The organism is Bradyrhizobium agreste, assembly GCF_016031625.1.
GTDB lineage: Bacteria > Pseudomonadota > Alphaproteobacteria > Rhizobiales > Xanthobacteraceae > Bradyrhizobium > Bradyrhizobium agreste.
Genome location: NZ_JACCHP010000009.1, coordinates 80801 through 98863, shown reverse-complemented (window position 1 = coordinate 98863; position 18063 = coordinate 80801). Strand labels below are relative to the sequence as shown.

General features: G+C 64.3%; 19 protein-coding genes. 5 read left to right on the top strand and 14 right to left on the bottom strand.

Annotated elements, in window-relative coordinates:
* Positions 1-151: 151 nt before the first annotated feature.
* Positions 152-1381: a 5-aminolevulinate synthase gene (gene hemA, locus HZZ13_RS15345; RefSeq protein WP_197960401.1), complete on the bottom strand. Its 1230-nt coding sequence runs from the start codon at positions 1379-1381 to the stop codon at positions 152-154.
* Between the two features lie 279 nt (positions 1382-1660).
* On the opposite strand from hemA, the gene aroQ reads away from it, so the two are divergent.
* Positions 1661-2092 (top strand): type II 3-dehydroquinate dehydratase, encoded by a 432-nt coding sequence (aroQ, locus tag HZZ13_RS15340; RefSeq protein WP_197960400.1) that lies wholly within the window; start codon positions 1661-1663, stop codon positions 2090-2092.
* Between the two features lie 218 nt (positions 2093-2310).
* On the opposite strand, the gene HZZ13_RS15335 is transcribed toward aroQ, so the two are convergent.
* The 5 genes from HZZ13_RS15335 to HZZ13_RS15315 all read right to left on the bottom strand — a co-directional run bounded on the left by HZZ13_RS15335 (position 2311) and on the right by HZZ13_RS15315 (position 7397).
* A complete protein-coding gene (locus HZZ13_RS15335; protein WP_197960399.1) occupies positions 2311-3372 on the bottom strand; it encodes an MBL fold metallo-hydrolase in 1062 nt (353 codons plus the stop codon).
* Positions 3373-3502: 130 nt separating this feature from the next.
* Positions 3503-3706: a hypothetical protein gene (locus HZZ13_RS15330; protein WP_197960398.1), complete on the bottom strand. Its 204-nt coding sequence runs from the start codon at positions 3704-3706 to the stop codon at positions 3503-3505.
* A 114-nt stretch (positions 3707-3820) separates the two neighbouring features.
* Complete coding sequence (locus HZZ13_RS15325) at positions 3821-5965, bottom strand: methyl-accepting chemotaxis protein (RefSeq protein ID WP_197960397.1); 2145 nt, start codon at positions 5963-5965, stop codon at positions 3821-3823.
* Positions 5966-6127: 162 nt separating this feature from the next.
* Positions 6128-6853 (bottom strand): outer membrane protein, encoded by a 726-nt coding sequence (locus HZZ13_RS15320; RefSeq protein WP_197960396.1) that lies wholly within the window; start codon positions 6851-6853, stop codon positions 6128-6130.
* 223 nt (positions 6854-7076) lie between these two features.
* Positions 7077-7397: a hypothetical protein gene (locus tag HZZ13_RS15315; RefSeq protein ID WP_197960395.1), complete on the bottom strand. Its 321-nt coding sequence runs from the start codon at positions 7395-7397 to the stop codon at positions 7077-7079.
* Positions 7398-7585: 188 nt separating this feature from the next.
* Between HZZ13_RS15315 and HZZ13_RS15310 the strand changes: the two genes are divergently transcribed.
* The gene (locus HZZ13_RS15310) at positions 7586-7870 is read left to right on the top strand and encodes a hypothetical protein (RefSeq protein WP_197960394.1); all 285 of its coding nucleotides are present in this window, start codon (positions 7586-7588) and stop codon (positions 7868-7870) included.
* 117 nt (positions 7871-7987) lie between these two features.
* On the opposite strand, the gene HZZ13_RS15305 is transcribed toward HZZ13_RS15310, so the two are convergent.
* The 7 genes from HZZ13_RS15305 to HZZ13_RS15275 all read right to left on the bottom strand — a co-directional run bounded on the left by HZZ13_RS15305 (position 7988) and on the right by HZZ13_RS15275 (position 15726).
* Positions 7988-8197 carry a hypothetical protein gene (locus tag HZZ13_RS15305; protein WP_197960393.1) on the bottom strand — a complete coding sequence of 70 codons (210 nt, stop codon included), beginning with the start codon at positions 8195-8197 and terminating at the stop codon, positions 7988-7990.
* Entirely contained in the window at positions 8194-8370 is a 177-nt protein-coding gene (locus tag HZZ13_RS15300; RefSeq protein ID WP_197960392.1) for a hypothetical protein, read from the bottom strand. The genes HZZ13_RS15305 and HZZ13_RS15300 overlap by 4 nt, the downstream gene beginning before the upstream one ends.
* Before the next feature lie 269 nt (positions 8371-8639).
* Positions 8640-10259, bottom strand: a complete 1620-nt coding sequence (locus HZZ13_RS15295; protein ID WP_197960391.1) for an ABC transporter ATP-binding protein — start codon at positions 10257-10259, stop codon at positions 8640-8642.
* A 2-nt stretch (positions 10260-10261) separates the two neighbouring features.
* The gene (locus HZZ13_RS15290) at positions 10262-11101 is read right to left on the bottom strand and encodes an ABC transporter permease (protein WP_197960390.1); all 840 of its coding nucleotides are present in this window, start codon (positions 11099-11101) and stop codon (positions 10262-10264) included.
* Positions 11098-12069, bottom strand: coding sequence for an ABC transporter permease (locus HZZ13_RS15285; protein WP_197960389.1), 972 nt, complete (start codon positions 12067-12069; stop codon positions 11098-11100). Before HZZ13_RS15285 ends, HZZ13_RS15290 begins: the two co-directional genes overlap by 4 nt.
* A 210-nt stretch (positions 12070-12279) precedes the next feature.
* Positions 12280-13830, bottom strand: coding sequence for an ABC transporter substrate-binding protein (locus HZZ13_RS15280; RefSeq protein WP_197960388.1), 1551 nt, complete (start codon positions 13828-13830; stop codon positions 12280-12282).
* 348 nt (positions 13831-14178) lie between these two features.
* A complete protein-coding gene (locus HZZ13_RS15275; RefSeq protein WP_197960387.1) occupies positions 14179-15726 on the bottom strand; it encodes a winged helix-turn-helix domain-containing tetratricopeptide repeat protein in 1548 nt (515 codons plus the stop codon).
* A 133-nt stretch (positions 15727-15859) separates the two neighbouring features.
* On the opposite strand from HZZ13_RS15275, the gene mddA reads away from it, so the two are divergent.
* Both mddA and HZZ13_RS15265 read left to right on the top strand, forming a co-directional pair.
* Positions 15860-16648, top strand: coding sequence for a methanethiol S-methyltransferase (mddA, locus tag HZZ13_RS15270; protein ID WP_197960386.1), 789 nt, complete (start codon positions 15860-15862; stop codon positions 16646-16648).
* A gap of 91 nt (positions 16649-16739) precedes the next feature.
* Positions 16740-17162 carry a GFA family protein gene (locus HZZ13_RS15265; RefSeq protein WP_197960385.1) on the top strand — a complete coding sequence of 141 codons (423 nt, stop codon included), beginning with the start codon at positions 16740-16742 and terminating at the stop codon, positions 17160-17162.
* An 80-nt stretch (positions 17163-17242) separates the two neighbouring features.
* Here the strand turns inward: HZZ13_RS15265 and HZZ13_RS15260 are convergent, their stop codons facing one another.
* Positions 17243-17467 carry a hypothetical protein gene (locus tag HZZ13_RS15260; protein WP_094895875.1) on the bottom strand — a complete coding sequence of 75 codons (225 nt, stop codon included), beginning with the start codon at positions 17465-17467 and terminating at the stop codon, positions 17243-17245.
* A gap of 235 nt (positions 17468-17702) precedes the next feature.
* On the opposite strand from HZZ13_RS15260, the gene HZZ13_RS15255 reads away from it, so the two are divergent.
* The gene (locus tag HZZ13_RS15255; RefSeq protein ID WP_197949254.1) at positions 17703-17987 is read left to right on the top strand and encodes a hypothetical protein; all 285 of its coding nucleotides are present in this window, start codon (positions 17703-17705) and stop codon (positions 17985-17987) included.
* Positions 17988-18063: the final 76 nt, after the last annotated feature.

The window sequence follows — 18063 nt, the reverse complement described above, 5'->3', positions numbered from 1 at the left end:
TTTCGCTGCAAATCTAGCGCGTTGAGCGGACGCAAGCGACAGCGAAATGCCCAGCGCGGGGGCAGGAACTGCAGGTGTCGTTAAGCTGTAGGATGAGCTGCCCGCTCTTACCCTCCCCCTCCAGGGCCCTCCAGGGCAGGGTAAAAAAGGCCTACTCCGCCGCCAGCGACTTGGCGCGCAGCGGCAGGCCGAGGCGGTCCCACACTTGCAGCAGCGCTTCGGCCAGCTGATCGATCAGGCCGTCGTCGTGATACGGCGAGGGTGTGATGCGCAGGCGCTCGGTGCCCTTGGCGACGGTCGGATAGTTGATCGGCTGGATGTAGATCCCGTGCTGTTCGAGCAGCAGATCGGAGGCCTGCTTGCACTTCTCGGGATCGCCGACGAACAGCGGCACGATGTGGGTGTCGCTCGACATCACCGGCAGGCCGGCGGCATTGAGGATCGCCTTGACGCGGGCGGCGCGGTCCTGATGGCGTTCGCGCTCCCAGCTCGACGTCTTCAGGTGCCTGATCGCGGCGGTCGCGGCCGAGCAGACGGCCGGCGGCAGCGCGGTGGTGAAGATGAAGCCCGGCGCATAGGAACGCACGGCGTCGATGATCTGGCCGTTGGCGGCGATGTAGCCGCCGAGGCAGCCGAACGCCTTGGCCAGCGTGCCCTCGAGAATGTCGATGCGATGCATCACGCCGTCACGCTCGGCGATGCCGCCGCCGCGCGGGCCATACATGCCGACGGCGTGGACTTCGTCGACATAGGTCATCGCGCCATGTGTCTCGGCGAGATCGCAGATCCTGGCGAGCGGCGCGACATCGCCATCCATGGAATACAGGCTCTCGCAGACGATCAGCTTCGGCCGATCGGGGCCGGCCGCTTTCAACAGCTCTTCGAGATGCGCAACGTCGTTGTGGCGGAACACGATCCGCTCGCAGCCGGACTGGCGGATGCCTTCGATCATCGAATTGTGGTTGAGCTCGTCCGACAGGATCAGGCAGTTCGGAATGAGCTTTGCGATGGTCGGGATGCCGGTCTGGTTCGAGACGTAACCCGAGGTGAACAGCAGCGCGGCTTCCTTGCCGTGCAGATCGGCGAGCTCGGCTTCGAGCTGCACCAGCGGATGATGCGTGCCGGCGATGTTGCGGGTGCCGCCGGCGCCGGTGCCGACGCGCGTGGCGGTCTCGACCATGGCGCCGACCACCTTCGGATGCTGGCCCATGCCGAGATAGTCGTTGGAGCACCAGATCACGACGTCGCGCTTGCCCTTGGGCGAGTGCCAGACCGCGTGCGGGAACCGGCCGGCCGTGCGTTCGAGGTCGGCGAACACGCGATAACGCCGCTCGGTGTGGAGACGATCGAGGGCGGAATCGAAGAATTGGGCGTAATCCATCGGCACAACCTGCAACGGAACCTGACCAAGGGGACGCATCTATTAGAGCTTTTCCAGCTCTAATGTCTATCAGCTATCCCACATTTGGATCTGTGGAGCATTTGGGCAAAATGCCCTATCCGGCGCGCCGCAGTTTGATCCCGATCAACCCTGCGCGACATATGATGCTGCTCTGCACCATCCGCCGCGGCGAGGGTTCAGCCCCTCGGCCTATGGGTCTTCCGTCGCGGCTAGGGACGCGCTTTCCTTGCTCACCCAGGACTTCGAAAGGCCCCTTCCATGAAGCGCGTGATGATACTCAACGGCCCCAATCTCAACATGCTCGGCATCCGCGAGCCGCACATCTACGGCAGGACGACGCTCGCGGAGATAAACGCGAGCTGCGAGGACGCCGCCGCCAGGCTCGGCCTCAAGCTCGCCTTCCACCAATCCAACCATGAGGGCGTGCTGGTCGATCTGATCCAATCGGCGCGGCAGGACGCCGACGCCATCGTCATCAATCCGGCCGGCCTCTCCTTCACCTCGGTCTCGATCATGGACGCGATCAAGACGTTCGAAGGCCCGGTGCTGGAGGTGCACATCTCGAACATCCACGCCCGTGACGAATATCACCGTCACTCCAAGATCTCGTTCGTGGCGACCGGCGTGATCTGCGGGCTCGGGCCGTTCGGCTACATCGCGGCGCTGCATGCGATCGCGAATATGAAGTGAGATCGTCTCCCTCTCCCCGCAGGCGGCAGGGGAATCGCAGATGAGATGTGGCTATCGGCACCAGCTGTCTCCACAGCGTCATGGCCGGGCTTGTCCCGGCCATCCACGCCTTTCCACGCAGCACAAAGAACGTGGATGCCCGGGACAAGCCCGGGCATGACGACCTCAGCAATATTCAATGCGGATTGCCCCGCCGCAGGCGGGGAGAGGCGAAGAACTCACGTCGTCCGAAAGCGCAGCACGCCGTCCTGCATCTCGGCCGTGAGGCGGCCCTCGACGATCATGTAGTTGACGTGGGCGACGAGCTCGCCGGCGGCAAAGCCCATTTGGTGCTCGTCGAGCACGTGCTTGTTGAACACGACAGGCACCAGGGCGCGCGAGGTTTGCGGCACCTCGCGGCAGGCTTCCGCGATCAGGCGGCAGCGCTCCTCGTGATGGTCGGCGAGCTGCTTGATCCGGGTCTTCAATCCGTAGAACGGCACGCCGTGGCCGGGCAGCACCAGCACGTCATAGGGCAGCGTCGTGGTCAGGCTGGCGAGCGAGGCCAGATATTCGCCGAGCGAGTTCTGGTCGGGCTCGACCGCCCAGACGCTGACATTCGGTGAGATCTTGCTCAGCACCTGGTCGGCGGAGAGGAACAGCTTGTCGTCGGCGCAATACAGCATCACCTGGTCGAGCGCGTGGCCGCCGCCGGTGATGACCTTGAAGCGGCGCGTGCCGATCACGATGTCGTCGCCATGCGAGATGCGGCGGTAGGACGGCGGCAGCACCGAGACGCGCTTGAGGTAGTCCTGGCCGCGGCCGAGCAGCTTTTCGGTGAGCGACTCGTCCATGCCATGGCGGCGGAAGAACAGCCGCTGCGCCTCGCGCCGCTCCTCGGTGCCGCGGTTCTGGTGATAGACCGATTGCAGATATTCGACCTGCGACATCACCAGCGGGCAGTTGAACCTTTCGACGATCCATCCGGCAAGACCGACATGATCGGGGTGCGAGTGGGTGACGATCAGGCGCGTGATGTTGACGCCCTTGAGCGGTCCGTCGAACAGCTTGGTCCAGGCCTCGATCGTCTCCTCGTTGCCGAAGCCGGCATCGATCATCGCATAGCCGTCGCCATCGGCGAGCAGGTAGATGTTCACGTGGTTGAGGCGGAACGGCAGTTTCAGCCGCGCCCACAACACGCCGGGCCGGACCTCCACGACCTGTTCGGGGCCGGGATGCTGCTCCCAGGGGTAGCGCAGGGCCTCGGCCGAGGACTGCACGGTGTCGGTTTTCGAATGCATGTTACCGGCTTAAACCCGCAGGCGCCGCCGCGCCAGCCGAAAAAGGCCGCGGGGTGGCTTCGCATGGCGGTCATTCCGGCGCGTGGCAAAAGCCGCCCTCTCGCAGAAGCTGTTTCCGGCCACCAAGGGCTCAGCTAGCGCGCATCTTGCTCCGGTGCTTCTTCGCCGGGCCGCGCTTTGCACGTGCACGCCCAACCGCAAGATCGTGCTGGGCGCGCCGTCTCGTCCTGGCGCTGGAGCGGCCCTTGGGCGGCGGAGGAACGTTCTTACCCGCACGTCGCTCGCGCGACAGCTTGATCGCAAGCGCCTGCGCCTGCTTCTTGCTCTTCGCCATCGATCTATCTCCTCGACCAATCACTATCTGGTCAATCGAGGCGTGCCGATCCCGTTCCAGCGGAACGCGCCGCAGATTCACGCGTTTCGCGCTATCCGGAATGACAGCGAAATCCTACGCCGCCCGCATATCGTTGAGGAACGCGTCGATCTCCCCGCGCAGGATATCGGCCTCGCGCCGCAGCGCGTCCGAGGCGCCCAGCACTTCGGTAGCCGCAGCGCCGGCCTCGGCGGACGCGGTGGAGACGCCGACGATGTTGCTGGAGACCTCGCTGGTGCCGCCGGCGGCATGCTGGATGTTGCGGGCGATTTCGCGCGTGGCGGCGCCCTGCTCCTCGACCGCGGCTGCGATCGTCGTGGTGACGTCGTTGATCTCGCCGATGATCCGGCCGATGCCCTGGATGGCGCCGACCGCGGAGGTCGTGACTGACTGCATGCTGGCGATCTGGGTGCGGATCTCGTCGGTTGCCTTGGCGGTCTGGCTGGCCAGGCTCTTCACCTCGGAGGCAACCACCGCGAAGCCGCGGCCGGCCTCGCCGGCGCGCGCCGCCTCGATGGTGGCGTTGAGGGCGAGCAGATTGGTCTGCGAGGCGATGGTCTGGATCAGGTCGACGACGACGCTGATGCGGCTCGCGCTGTCGGCAAGGCTCTGCACCGTGGCGTCGGTCGCTCCCGCTTCGTCGACCGCCTTTTTGGCGATCTCGGCGGAGGTCACGACCTGACGGCTGATCTCCTGGATCGAGGAGGACAGCTGCTCGGTGCCGGCCGACACGGTCTGCACGTTGACCGACGTCTCTTCCGCGGCGGAGGCGACCGCGTTGACCAGCGCGTTGGACTGGTCGGCGGTGTTCGACATGCTCTGCGCGGTCGATTGCATCGAATTGGCCGATTGCGCCAGATTGTCGAGCGCGGAGCGCACCGTGCTTTCGAATTGGGCGATCTTCGCTTCCATGCGCGCGGCACGCTCGGCCTTGGCGATACGATCCTTGTCCTGCTCGCTGGTCAGCGCGCGAGTCTCGATCATGCTCTCCCGGAACACCTGCAGCGTGTTCGCCATCACGGAGATTTCGTCGTTGTGGTTCTTCGAGCGGTAGATCTCAGTTTCGAGGTCGCCGTTGGCGAGCAGCTGCATCGACTGTTGCAGGGCGCCGATCCGGCGCAGGATGTTGCGGCCGACATAGAGCCAGACGAACAGCGCCGAGCCGACCAGCATCAGCGCGCCCAGCGCCAGCATGACTGATGTCGCGAGCGAAATCTCCTGCCGCGCCTGGAAGGTCGAGGCGTTGGTCTCTTTCTGCACGCCGTCGACGAGCTGTTGCACGCTGATGCCGAGGCCGACATTGAGCTTGCGCGTCTCGTCCAGGATGGTCTGGCCGTAGTCGATGGAGTCGAGCTCCTTTTCGCGCAGATTGAACACGCCGGTCTTGCCGGTGCCGAGCGAGAGCAGCTTCTCCGCGGTGTCGCGCAGCATCTTGTTGCCCTGGTTATCCGGCAACAGATCGAGGTTCGAGCGCAGGCGTCCCTGCGCCGTCTTGAATTCCTTCTGGATGTCGTCGAGCTTGTCGCTGCTGCTCGCCGAAAGCGCCGCGCTCATGTTGGCGGCCGCGAGATTGCCGCTGGCGACGACGTTGCCGAGCTGACCGACGGTCTGGGCGGCGTCGGTCGCATCGGCGGCGGAAAGGTCGGCTGAACCGAGAATGGCGTTGACGCGCGTCTGCGCGTCCAGCATCGCCGGGCTCGCTGCGCCGACGAACGCGCCCTGCGCGGTGCGGAGCGCGTCATATTGCTTCTCGTGCAGCGCCGCGATGTCGAGCCGTTCGCGGGCGGCCTTCGTCAGGCTCTGAGCCGCCTCGTTGATGCTCTTCATCGTGTCGGTGAGCCCTGAGACGACGCTCTTGTCGCCGCCGAGCTCGATGATCTCGTTGAGCTTCTGCTGCGTCTGCTCCTGCAATTCCCTGAGCTTCTTGGTCCGTTCGTTCAGGGCCTCCTCGCTTTGCGCCGCAAGCAGGGCCGGTCCCTGTGCCGCGAGGCTCGCACTCAGCGCCGACAATTGCAGGCTGGCGGAAAGGCGCGGAATGTCCCGTCCGCTCAATTCGGTCATGCGTCCGCCGAGATTCTGCAGCGCCAGCCCTGCGCCGGCCGCGATTACGAGGCCCATGCCCGCGATCAATGCGAAGGCCGCGAACAGGCTGCCGCGCACGCCCCATTTCGGCATTTTGAAACGCGGCTTGAAACGGCCGAGACTGAAACGGATCGCCATCGAGATTCCCCCACGCCTTGCTTATGTTTTGTGGCCGGGAGTATCGGGCGGGGCGGTTAAGAAATCGCAATTGCTGCAATCGGTTGCGCGCGTTCCGCAGAGCGAAAAAAGAGGGGCCGGAACGTCGCCGGCCCCTCGTCGTGATAATGTTTTGCTAACCGATCAGTAGCGCGCCACAGCGGGGCTTGCCCAGTTGAAGCGATAGTTGACGCCCGCCTTGAAGGTATGGTCGTCGGTGGTGAAGGCGCCGGTGCCCGCGAGCGGACCGGCGGTGAAGCTCGCGTCGCCGAAATTGTAGTACTGGTATTCGGCCTTGGCCGACCAATTCGGGGCAAACATGTATTCGAGGCCGGCGCCAACGGTGTAGCCGTTGCGATGATCGCCCGTGATAACGAAGGCGGCCGGCACGCCGCCGACGGTGACCTTCTCGTTGTTGTCCGAATAGGCGTAGCCGCCCTTCACATAGACCAGGCCGGGACCCCAGGTGTAGCCGACGCGGCCGGTGATCGAGCCGAGGCCGCGCTGGTCGTTGGTGTAGGCGATGCCGCCGGGGAACACCGCGCCGACGCTGCCGGAGAGCCAGGAATACTGGCCTTCGACGCCGACCACGAAGTTCGGGTGGAACTGCCAGTCCGCGCCGACCTGCACGCCGCCCAGGAAGCGGCCGTTGCCGTTGTTGCCGGTGGAGAGGCCGTTGAAATTGTTGTCGCTGGAGAACGCGCCGCCGACATGGGCGCCGAGATAAAAGCCCGTCCAATTGTAGATCGGCGCGGCGTAGGCCGGCGCGGGCGTCTTGTAATAATTGCGGTTGCCGAGATCGGCGCCGACGGCCGGCGCGGCCGCGCCCACCACAAGCAGCGCAACAGCCGCAAACAGAATCTTCTTCATCGTTTTGAACTCCAACACGTAAGGTCCCGGCAGGCGCGTTTTCTGCGCTGCATTGGTTTTGCAGATAGCTCGCTTTTGACGAAAATGCTGTCACATCCGTGGCACAGCGACGGCCAACGTAACTTGTTGGGGTACAAATGATTTTCGTGCTTAATGGCGACTTAAGAAATGGTGAAGGAAGGCTTAACGGCGCGCTCTGTCGGTAACTTGCGCGCGCCTCGCGTTAACCTAGGCGCCGCCGCGCCTCATCGCGCATCTGCGCGCGAAAGGCGGCGCGCTTTGCCGGCCTGTCTTCCTCACGCACGTCGTGTCGATCGAAGATGTCGAACTTCTCCAGGATCGGATAGCGTTCGCTCGCCATCGCGAGCACGCGCAAGATGCGGGTCCCCTCCGGCGTCGGGCCGCTGACCTCCCAGCGCCGGATGGTGTCGGCGCCGCTGGTCTCCGGCAAACCGCAAAGCTTGGCCATGTCGGCCGCGCTGAGCTTGCGCTCGAGGGCATCGGAGAGGTCGTTGCGAAGCTGCTTCAATTCGGCGCCGGTCATGCTTGCGTCCAGGGAAGTCACTGAAAGCAATGCACTAGCGCTGATTCGGGTCCATCCGAAGGCGGCCGAGTGCGTCGCGCTCCGGCACCTCCGCCCGCTCGCGGAGTTATGAAGGGAGAACCCATGGAAATTTCCCGATCCATGAGCACTTGCCATATCGGGGCGCGTAGCGGGCGAAAGGATCAGCCATGAGGACAGTCAGACTTGCCATCGCCGCGCTCGTCAGCACCGGACTGCTTGCCGCGCCTTTCGCGGCTGAAGCAAAAAAGGTCCGGTCGAGCCGGCATTACAGCACTGGTGTGGTGGCGCCGACCTATAGCGGAGCCGGAGCGCCGGCCGCGCAGCCGGGGGCGTCCTATGGATCGTCCGGACAGACGGTCGGCACTGTCACTGCGCCGTCGATCGGATCATACAATTGGCCCTCGGTCGGCGTGACCAACTCGGTTCCGACCTGGAGCAATACCACGAGATAGAGAGGGCTTCGCTCGGAGCTGCGATGGGCCCCGGCTCTGCAGCGTACCGCTGAAGAAGCCCTGCGCTACGTCCGGGGCATGAGAACGGCTTACTCGGCCGAATCGAGAGGTCCGGCCTTAGATCCCGCGGCCGGTCTGTTGACCGATCACGCAGCGCCAGGCCGCAAGGCGCTCGGCCGGATGCTGGTTCATCCATTCGGCAAGCTGCGGCGCGCCCATCAGGCACGACTGCACCGAGACTTGCGCGAAGTCCGACGTGGTGACGATCTGCTCATGACAATTGGAGGGAGAGGCGAGGCTGCAAAGCACGGCGACGATCTTGATCACGATGCGTTACCCCCGTCGCGGCCGATGAACGGGCGACCAATCGCCGGCTTTCCCTGGCCGTCGCCCGCCGGATCGGCCGGCGGGAAGATGCTGCCGTAGATCGCGCGTGCCTCCTCGATGAGGCGTGCTCGCTCGCGCTCGGACTTTGAGACAAATCGAATAACTTCGCCCATGTTGGCTCCGAATATCAGTGTGAGTCCGTCATGAGATGACGCTGATCATTCAACCGTCATCTATGGTGCCACCCTTCGGCTTTGAAGCGGCGGGTCCGGTCACGACCGGATAAAAAGCGCGTGACCGCGCCGCGCCATGACTCACCCCTTGCCGAATGAGCAGGGATGGTCTCATGAAGCAAATGCTGCTGGATCGAATATGTTTCGTCCCGCTCAGCGTGCAAGTTTTTGGAACTATCGCGGACATCGATGAACGAAGACGAACCGCCTCAGGCCGCCGGCGCGTGCTCCTTCCGTCCGGGCACGGCTGCGAGCAATTCGCGCGTATAGGCATGCTCGGGCGCGGCGAAGAGCTGCGTCGTCGGCTTCAGCTCGACGATGGCGCCGCGCTGCATCACCGCGATGCGGTCGCAGATCTGGGCCGCGACGCGCAGATCGTGGGTGATGAACAGCATCGACAGGCCAAGGCGCGCCTTGAGGTCTTCCAGCAGTTTCAGCACCTGCGCCTGCACCGAAACGTCGAGCGCGGAAACCGCCTCATCCGCGACGATGATCTCCGGCTCGAGCGCGAGCGCGCGGGCAATGCCGATGCGCTGGCGCTGACCGCCCGAGAATTCATGCGGATAGCGTTCGAGCGCGCCGGCGTCCAATCCAACCATCTTGAGGAGATCGCGAGCGCGGTCGAACGCCACCTTCGGATCGGTGCCCACCGCGATCGGTCCGTCGGCGATGATGTGGCCGATCTTGCGGCGCGGATTGAGCGAGGCGAACGGATCCTGGAAGATCATCTGGATGCGATGGCGCTCGGCGCGCAGCGCCTTGCCCGAAAGCGAGGTCAGGTCGGTCTCGCCGATCCGCACCGTGCCGCGATCGGCTTCGATCAGCCGCATCACCAGGCGCGCCACGGACGACTTACCCGAGCCGGATTCGCCGACCAGGCCGAGCGTCTCGCCCTTGAGGATGTTGAAATTGACCGCGCGGGCCGCATCGACGCGGCGGTCCTCGCGGAACCAGCCGCCCGATGTGACGTAAGTCTTGTCCAGCCCGATCACCTCGACGGCCTTAGGCTGATCGTCCAGTGGCTTTCGCGGCGGCGGATCCATCGACGGCACGGCCGCAAGCAATGCCTTGGTGTAGTCGTGTTGAGGTTCGTTGAACACGGCCGTAGCCGGACCTTCCTCCACGACCTTGCCGTGGCGGAGCACCACGACCTGGTCGGCGATATCGGCAACCACGCCGAAATCATGGGTGATGAACATCACCGCCATGTTGCGATCACGCTGGAGGTTGCGGATCAGCTTCAGGATCTGGGCCTGCGTGGTGACGTCGAGCGCGGTGGTCGGCTCGTCCGCGACCAGCACCGCAGGCTCGAGCGCGAGCGCCATCGCGATCATGGCGCGCTGGCGCTGGCCGCCGGAGAGCTGGTGCGGATAAGCGCGCACGATGCGCTCGGGGTCGGGCAGGCCGACCTCGCGTGCCAGCGCCAGCGCCTTGTCGCGCCGCTCCCTTGGCGTCAGCAGGCCGTGCGCCTCGAACATCTCCGCCATCTGGTCGCCGATTCGCATCAAGGGATTGAGCGCGGTCATCGGCTCCTGGAAGATCATCGCCAACCGGCGGCCGCGCAGATCGCGCCAGCCATCGTCATCGAGCTTGAGCAGGTCCCGGCCCTCGAACTGGATCTCACCGGAGGCGACCGACACCGTACCCGGCAAAAGGCCCATCAGCGCATGCGCGCACATCGACTTGCCGGAGCCGGACTCGCCGACGACGCAGACGATCTTGCCGGGCTCCAGATCGAGCGAGACGCCGTCGACCGCGAAGGGGCGCTCAGCGCCCTTGGGCAGCGCGATCCGCAAGTTCCTGATGGAGACGGCGGGCGGGGCGATCATCGTCAGCGGCCCTCCCGTGACAGCCGTGGATTGAGCGCATCGTTGAGGCCTTCGCCGATCAGGTTCAATCCGAGCACCGAGATCAGGATGGCAATGCCGGGAAACACGGTGATCCACCAGGCCTGCCGGATCACGGTTCGGCCAGCGCCGACCATGTAGCCCCAGGAGATCAGATTGGGATCGCCGAGGCCGAGGAAGGATAGCGAGGATTCAAGCAGGATCGCGGTGGCCACCATCAACGAGGCCAGCACGATCACGGGCGACAACGCGTTGGGGAGGATTTCGCGCAGGATGATCCAGCTGTTGCTCTGGCCGGTGACCACGGCGGCCTGGACATATTCGCGCGTGCGCAGCGACAGCACCTCGCCGCGCACGAGGCGAGCGACCGGCGGCCAGCTCACCACCGCGATCGAGGCGACGATCGAATAGATCGAGGGCTGCAGGATCGCGACCAGCACGATCGCAAGCGCGAAGCTCGGAATGGTCTGGAAGAACTCGGTGAAGCGCATCAGGGCGTCGTCGACCTTGCCGCCGAAATAGCCGGCCATGGCACCGATCGGCACGCCCACGATCAGGGCCACCAGCGTCGAGACGAGACCGACCAGAAGCGAGACGCGGGCGCCGAAGATCATGCCGGCGAAGATGTCGCGGCCGAGCGCGTCGGTTCCCAGCGGCACGGTCGACAGCGTGAACGGTGGGAGAAAGGGCCGCTGCACCATGCGCCAGGGCGAGTTCGGGAACAGCATCGGTCCGAACGCCGCGACAGAGACTGCGACCAGGAGGATGACGAGCCCGATGACGCCGCTCGGACTCTTCAGCATCGATTTCCAGAACTGTTTCATGCGGCGTATTCGATCCGCGGATCGACTAGGCGATAGACCAGGTCGGTGATGAGGTTGAAGGTGAGGACCATGGCGGAGCAGATCACGAACACGCCGAGCAGCAAATTATAGTCCCGCTGCAGCAGGGCGTCGTACATCAGCCGCCCGATGCCGGGCCAGGCGAACACGGTCTCGGTGATGACGGCGCCGCCGATCAGAGTGCCGGAATGCACGCCGGCGAGCGTCACCACCGGCAGCAGCGCGTTGCGCAGCACGTGGCGGCGCTGGATCACGGCGTCTGAGAGACCCTTGGCGCGCGCCGTCTTGACGAAGTCGAGGCGCTTCACTTCCAGCATCGAGGCGCGTGTCATGCGGGTATAGGTCGCCATGAAGAACAGGCCGAGGGTCATCGCCGGCATGATCAGATGCTTTGCGACATCGACCGAATGGGCAAGGCCGGTGAGATTGGCACCGACCGTCTCGTAACCGAAGCTCGGCAGCCAATCCATCGTGACCGAGAACAGCAAGATGCCCATCAGCGCCACCCAGAAGATCGGCATGGCGTAGAAGATCAGCGCGAACACGGTGATGGCGGTGTCGAGGAAGGTTCCGGCAAAGCGCGCGGCGAAGGTGCCGAACAGGATGCCGAGCGTGAGCGAGATCGCGAAGGCGGTCAGCGTCAACAACAGCGTTGCCGGCAGCCGCTCGCCGATCAGTTTTGCGACCGGAGCCTGCTGGCGGAAGGAAAAGCCGAGGTCGAGAGTGACGACGCCCTTGACGTAGATAAACAGCTGCTCGGGCAGCGGCTTGTCGAGGCCGAACTTCTCCCGGAGCTGCTTGACGAAGACCTGGTCGCTGGCCCCGGCCTCGCCCGCCATCACGATCGCGGGATCGCCCGGCGCCAGGCGGATCAGGAAGAAATTGAGGACGACGATCGCGAGCAGGACGATCACGCCCTTGAGGACACGCTGAGCGACGAAGGAGAGCATCTTACTGGAAGTTCATAGAGGGTGACGTGACCTTTAGCCACTGGGGCAGTGCGCTCCCTCGCCCCGCTCTTGCGGGGAGAGGGTTGGGGTGAGGGGCTTCTCTCCACGCATGAGAATGCTGATTGACCTGTACCCCCTCACCCGAATATGTGCTTCGCGCACATTCGACCTCTCCCCGCAAGCGGGGAGAGGTGAAGGAAGGCACCGCCCTCACTTGTCGAGCCATGCGTCCTTGAAGCCGTCATTGACCCCGATCCCCGTGGTGATCAGGTTCTTGACCTTGCAGCGCATGATGGTCGGAAATTGCAGCTCGAGCATCCAGGCCACGGGCACGTCCTCGACCAGGATCTTCTGCGCTTTCTCATAGATCTCCTTACGCTTGGAATCCGGCGTTGCAACCGCGCCCTCGGCGAACAGCTTGTCGATCTCCGGGTTGGAATAACCCTCGACATTGTTGAAGACCTGGCCCTTGGCGATGTTGCTGGAGATGTAGTTGCGTCCCACTCCGAGCGCGGGGTCGCCGTACTGGTAGAGATAGGTGAAGGCGATGTCGTAGTCCCACTCGCTGATCTTCTGGTTGCCGCCGGCAACGTCGGTGGCGATCGTCTCGATGGTCATGCCGACATCCTGGAGGTTCTGCTTGACGGCTTCACCCCAGCGCTGCCAGGTCTCGCCATAGGCGAGCGGCAGCAAGCGGATCTTCTCGCCCTTGTAGCCGGCTTCCTTCAGCAGCGCCTTGGCCTTGGCCGGATCGTACGGATATTTCTTCACGTCGTCGGTGTAGTACTTGATGGTCGAGGCCGACGGGCCGGTGGCGACCTTGCCGAGCCCGTTCCAGATCACGTCCTTGGCGAAGTCGCGGTCGATCGCATACATGATCGCCTGCCGCACCCGCTTGTCGGCGAGCGGGCCGTGGCGGTTGTTCAGCCACAGCCAGGCCAGCGGCGAGAAGAATTCCCAGCCGGCGCCGGTGACGCAGGTGTCCTTCAGCTTGGACAGCCGCGGCACGTCGAAATTCTCGACCGAGCCGCCGGGCAGCACGTCGACCTTGCCGGTCTCGTATGCCACCGAGCGCGCCGCGGCGTCCGGGATGATCTGCCAGTAGACCTCGTCGAGATAGGGCTTGCCCTTCTCGTGGTAGTTCGGGTTCTTGACCAGGCGGATGAACGAGCCCTTCTGCCATTCCTTGAACATGAAGGGCCCGGTGCCGATGGGCGCGTTGTTGTAGGGATTGGTCTTCCAGTCGGTGCCGTCGTAGAGATGCTTCGGCACCATCGGCATCGAGCCGACCTCGAAGATGCCGAGGAACGGGCCGAACGGCTGCTTCAGCGTGAAGACCACCGTATGCTCGTCCGGCGTCTCGATCTTGTCGACCTGCGCCAAATTGGTGCGGGCACGCGCATGGGTCTGCTTCAGCATCTCGATCGAGAACAGCACGTCGGCGGCGGTGAAGGGCTTGCCGTCATGCCAGGTCACGCCCTTCTTTAGCTTGAAGGTGTAGGTCTTGGCGTCCTCGCTGACGCTCCAGCTCTCGGCAAGCTCCGGCAGCGGTTCGAGCTTGGGGCTGTAGCGCAACAGGCCTTCGAAGATGTTGCCCGAGACCATCTGGACCGGGCCGTTCTGGACCATCGCAAGCATCAGGCCCGGCGGCTCGGGCTGGATCACGGCATTGATCACACCCCCCGTCTTCGGCTCTTGCGCCAGCGCCGGGGCCGAAAGGCCGCAAGCCAGGAAGAGACCAAGCAACACTCGTTTTGGCATGTCGTATCTTTCTCAAGCGAGACCAGCCGTAAACGCTTCGCAGGCGCGCTCGCGCGCAAAGCGACGGTCGGTCCATCCCAGTCCCCATCCGCTGTCGAGGCTCACACAGTCCCGTTCGGCGCGGCAAGATGAAAGTCGCGACAGTGCTCGCACAAAAAATGTACAGCGCGTCCTGTTTTTCCCACCGTGCGGCGGCACGGCAGATCGGCCCGCTCCGCGGGATCAGGCGGCTGTCAGCCGTGGTGAGAGCATGCCGGGGCGGTGCACAAGTCCGCGCCTGCGACCAAAAGCATCAGGCCGTCACCTTGCATGCGTACCCTCCTCCTCCTCCAGGGAGGGTAAGAGGCCTCACTGCAATCCCGCTCGTCTGAAGCCCTCCAGATAGTGTTCGCGATCTCGCTCGTTGGCCCACGGCAGCTGCGTCGCGATCCAGTGCAGCGAGATGCCCGGTTGGGTGCGACGGAGCTCTCCGAGTGCCATTTCCGCGAGCGCGCCATCGCCGGTCATGCCGGCGGAGACGGCGAGCACGCGGTAGGCGCCGGTGAGGTCGCCGCGGTGGCGGATCGCCTCGCGTGCCAGCGCGATGGCCTCGCCATAGTGCCGCTCGGTGAAGCGCGCATAGGCGGCTATACCGTGATAGATCGCCAGTGACGGATCGCGCGGCGACAGCCGAATTGCCTTTTGCGCAGCCTCGAACGAGTCGTTCGAGCGTCCGGCATAGGACAGTGCCAGCGCGTAATAGCCCTGCGCCAGCGAGAAGTTCGGATTGAGCGCGAGCGCCTGCTCGAACTCGGACAGCGCGTCCGTGAGCCTGCGGGTCGAGAAGCAGACGCTGCCGAGCGCGGCATGCGCCCAGGCATCCTCATGGTCGCAACGCACCGCTTTGAGCGCGGCGGCTTCCGCGGCCGGCGCGACCGCGGCCAGCTCGGTCCAGCCGAGATGCACGCCGAACATGTCGTTCACGGCCAGCACCGACAGCGCCTGGCCGTAATTCGGATCGATCGCGATCGCGCGCGCGAGCAGCGCCTTCGCGGCCGCGTGGTCCTGGCGGGTCACGCGCCAGTAATGCGACAGCGCGCGCATCAAGAGGTCCCAGGCATCCAGGCTCGCCGGCGGCTTGCGATGGCTGCGGAAATTCTCGGCCGCGTGGATCTGCGGCTCGATCGCGGCGGCGATCGCATTGGTGATCTCGTCCTGCACGGCGAAGACGTCGACGAGCTCGCGGTCATAGCGCTCGGCCCAGAGATGACCGCCCGACACGGCGTCGTTGAGCTGGGCGGTGATGCGCACCCGGTTGTCCGACTTGCGCACGCTGCCTTCGACGATGTAGCGGACGCCGAGCTCCTCGGCGATTTGCCTGAGATGGACCGCGCGTCCCTTGTAGGTGAAGGAGGAGTTGCGGGCGATCACCATGAACCAGCGCTGCTTCGACAGCGCGGTGAGGATGTCCTCGCTGATGCCGTCGCCGAAATAGTCCTGCTCGGGATCGCCGCTCATGTTCTCGAAGGCGAGCACCGCGATTGCCGGGCGCTCCGCCACGCGCGGGGGAGCGGGCCTGGATTCCGCCTGCGCGGGCGATGCAGCCGCCTCTTCCCGGACCTCGCCGACGAAACGAAAGCCCTTGCGCGGAATGGTCTTGATCAGGCGCTGGGTCGCGCCGTCGTCGCCCAGCGCCTTGCGGGCGGCGTTGATCCGGCTGTTCAGGGCTGAATCCGAAACGATGCGATCGTTCCAGATCTGGCTGATCAGGTCACCCTTGCTGACCACACGCCCCCGTTGCGTGACCAGATAAAACAAGAGATCGAATACTTGCGGCTGCAACGGAATGGTCTTGCCGTCGCAAGTGAGCTCCCGAAGGTCGCCGTCCAGCAGGTTGTTTTCAAAGCGAAATCGCACGTTTTCGTCGTCTCAAGCAAAAATCAAAGGCGTCTCAGGCGAAAATCAATGGTCCGCGAAAGCCGCGGGACGTCCGACCCCGCATGGTGCGAAGACCAAACCGTGTCGATGCCTCGGCACAACGGAGCGTTTCATGACCCAACTCGATCACCAGGTTCATTCCTTCGGCTCGGACGTTGCGGGCTCTCGTATTTTCAGGTTCATCGCCTTTCTGTACGGAATTGCGGCGTATCTCGTGTTTTTCGTCACCATTCTCTATGCGATCGGCTTTGTCATGGGGGTGATGGTGCCCAAGACCATCGATACCGGCGCCGAAGCGCCCGTCGTTCGGGCGGTCGTCATCAATTTGCTGCTGATGTCGCTGTTCGCAGTTCAACACAGCGTGATGGCACGCCGGCAATTCAAGGATTGGTGGACGCAGTTCGTCCCCAAACCGGTCGAGCGAAGCACGTATGTGCTGTTCGCGAGCCTGTCACTGCTGCTCCTGTTCTGGCAGTGGCGTCCGCTGCCATCGGTGATATGGAGCGTCGAGAACCCGGATCTTGCCGTGACACTGGTCACGTTGTCCTTCGCCGGCTGGGTGCTGGTATTCACCTCGACCTTCATCATCAACCATTTCGAATTGTTCGGCCTGCATCAGGTGACCAATCATCTCATCGGCAAGGAGATGGAGCCGCCGCGCTTCAAGACGCCGCTGCTCTACAAGTTCGTCCGCCATCCGATCTATCTCGGTTTCATCATTGCGTTCTGGGCGGCGCCGGTCATGACCGCGGGTCATCTTTTGTTCACGGCCGTGACCACGCTCTACATCTTCGTCGGCATCGCGCTTGAGGAGAGCGATCTCGTCGATCTCTTCGGCGACGAGTACCGGCAGTACAAACAACGCGTCTCCATGCTTATTCCCTGGCGCCGGTCAGTGTAGTCTCGGCCAAGCCGTGCGCGTCCAATCGAAGGAAGGGCGCGCGGGGCGCCGAGGCGCGATAACGATCCATCAGAAAAACGGAGACGTCCAAATGAAACATGTCGGAAACTGCTTCTGCGGCGCGGTCACGGTCGAAGTCACGGGCGCGCCGGAGGCGATGGGCTATTGCCATTGCCGCTCCTGCCGCTCGTGGTCGGGCGGTCCGGTCAACGCCTTCAGCCTGTGGAAGCCAGAGGCCGTGCGCATCACCGAAGGCGCTCAGAATGTCGAGACCTTCGCCAAGACGCCGCTCAGCGAGCGCAAATTTTGCAAGAAGTGCGGCGGCCATCTCATGACCAACCATCCGCCGCTCGGCCTGGTCGACGTCTTCACCGCCACCATCCCCACGCTCGCGTTCACACCCGGCGTCCACGTCAACTATGCCGAGACTGTGCTGCCGATGCGCGACGGCCTGCCCAAGCTGAAGGATTTTCCCGCCGAGTTCGGCGGTAGCGGCGAGCTGATGCAGGAATAGCGGCGCACCTTCGGCATTTTTCGAGAGGGCGGCACAGCGCCGCCCCTCTCTGTCTTCTTCCAAGAGAGAGGGATGAGCGACTAGCCTCCGCGTGATTCAACCACCTTGCGGCAGGAATCCGAGAGCTTCGACTTGTTCTCGCGCAGGCAGGCATTCATCTGCGGCGGCTTGCCGATATGCTCGGCGCAGAATTTGCTGGCGTCGCCGCGGCAGGCCATTTGCTCCTGGACGGATGGACCGGACTGCGCGGCAGCAGGCAGGGCGGCAGCTGTAAGCAGCAGCGCGGCAAGAACCGAAATCTTCATGAAGCACCTCGTTGGAATTCTCGTTGGTCCCGACCGGGATCAATCGAGCCGGACCATTCCGCAAAGGCGGGGCGCCGGTCCATCCCATGTTCATGGCAGCGGCCAGTCCTCCCGCCGGCGGTACCCCCATCTTCATGGCATGTATCCGCGCGCCGACTTTTGTCATTCAGGCGGCACCTCGGCTGCGAAACCGGTGATTGCATCGGGACGCCGAACGGGAAGCAGGAGAGCAGGAATGTCGAAGAGAGCTGGAGCGCTGGGCGCAGGGCTGACGGTCATGGCGCTGGCGGGCGCGGCGATGGTGTCGCTGGGCACGAGCCCGGCGCAGGCCGTGGTCTATTGCAAGACCGTCGGCGTGCCTAAGGGCTGCGTGGTGCGGCCGACCGGCGCCGTGGTGGTGGGAGCGCCGGTCGCGGCGGCGGCGGTCGCAACCCCCGGCGTCGGTGCGCCCGGTGTCGGCGTGCGCGCGGGAACGCCGATGAATCGCGGCGGCCCGGTCAATCGCGTCGGCGTGCGCTGACCGCTTCCTCACCTCGCCCCGCAAGCGGGGTGAGGGAGAAGGTTCGGGCCAAGGGGCCTGCGGACGAACACCCCCC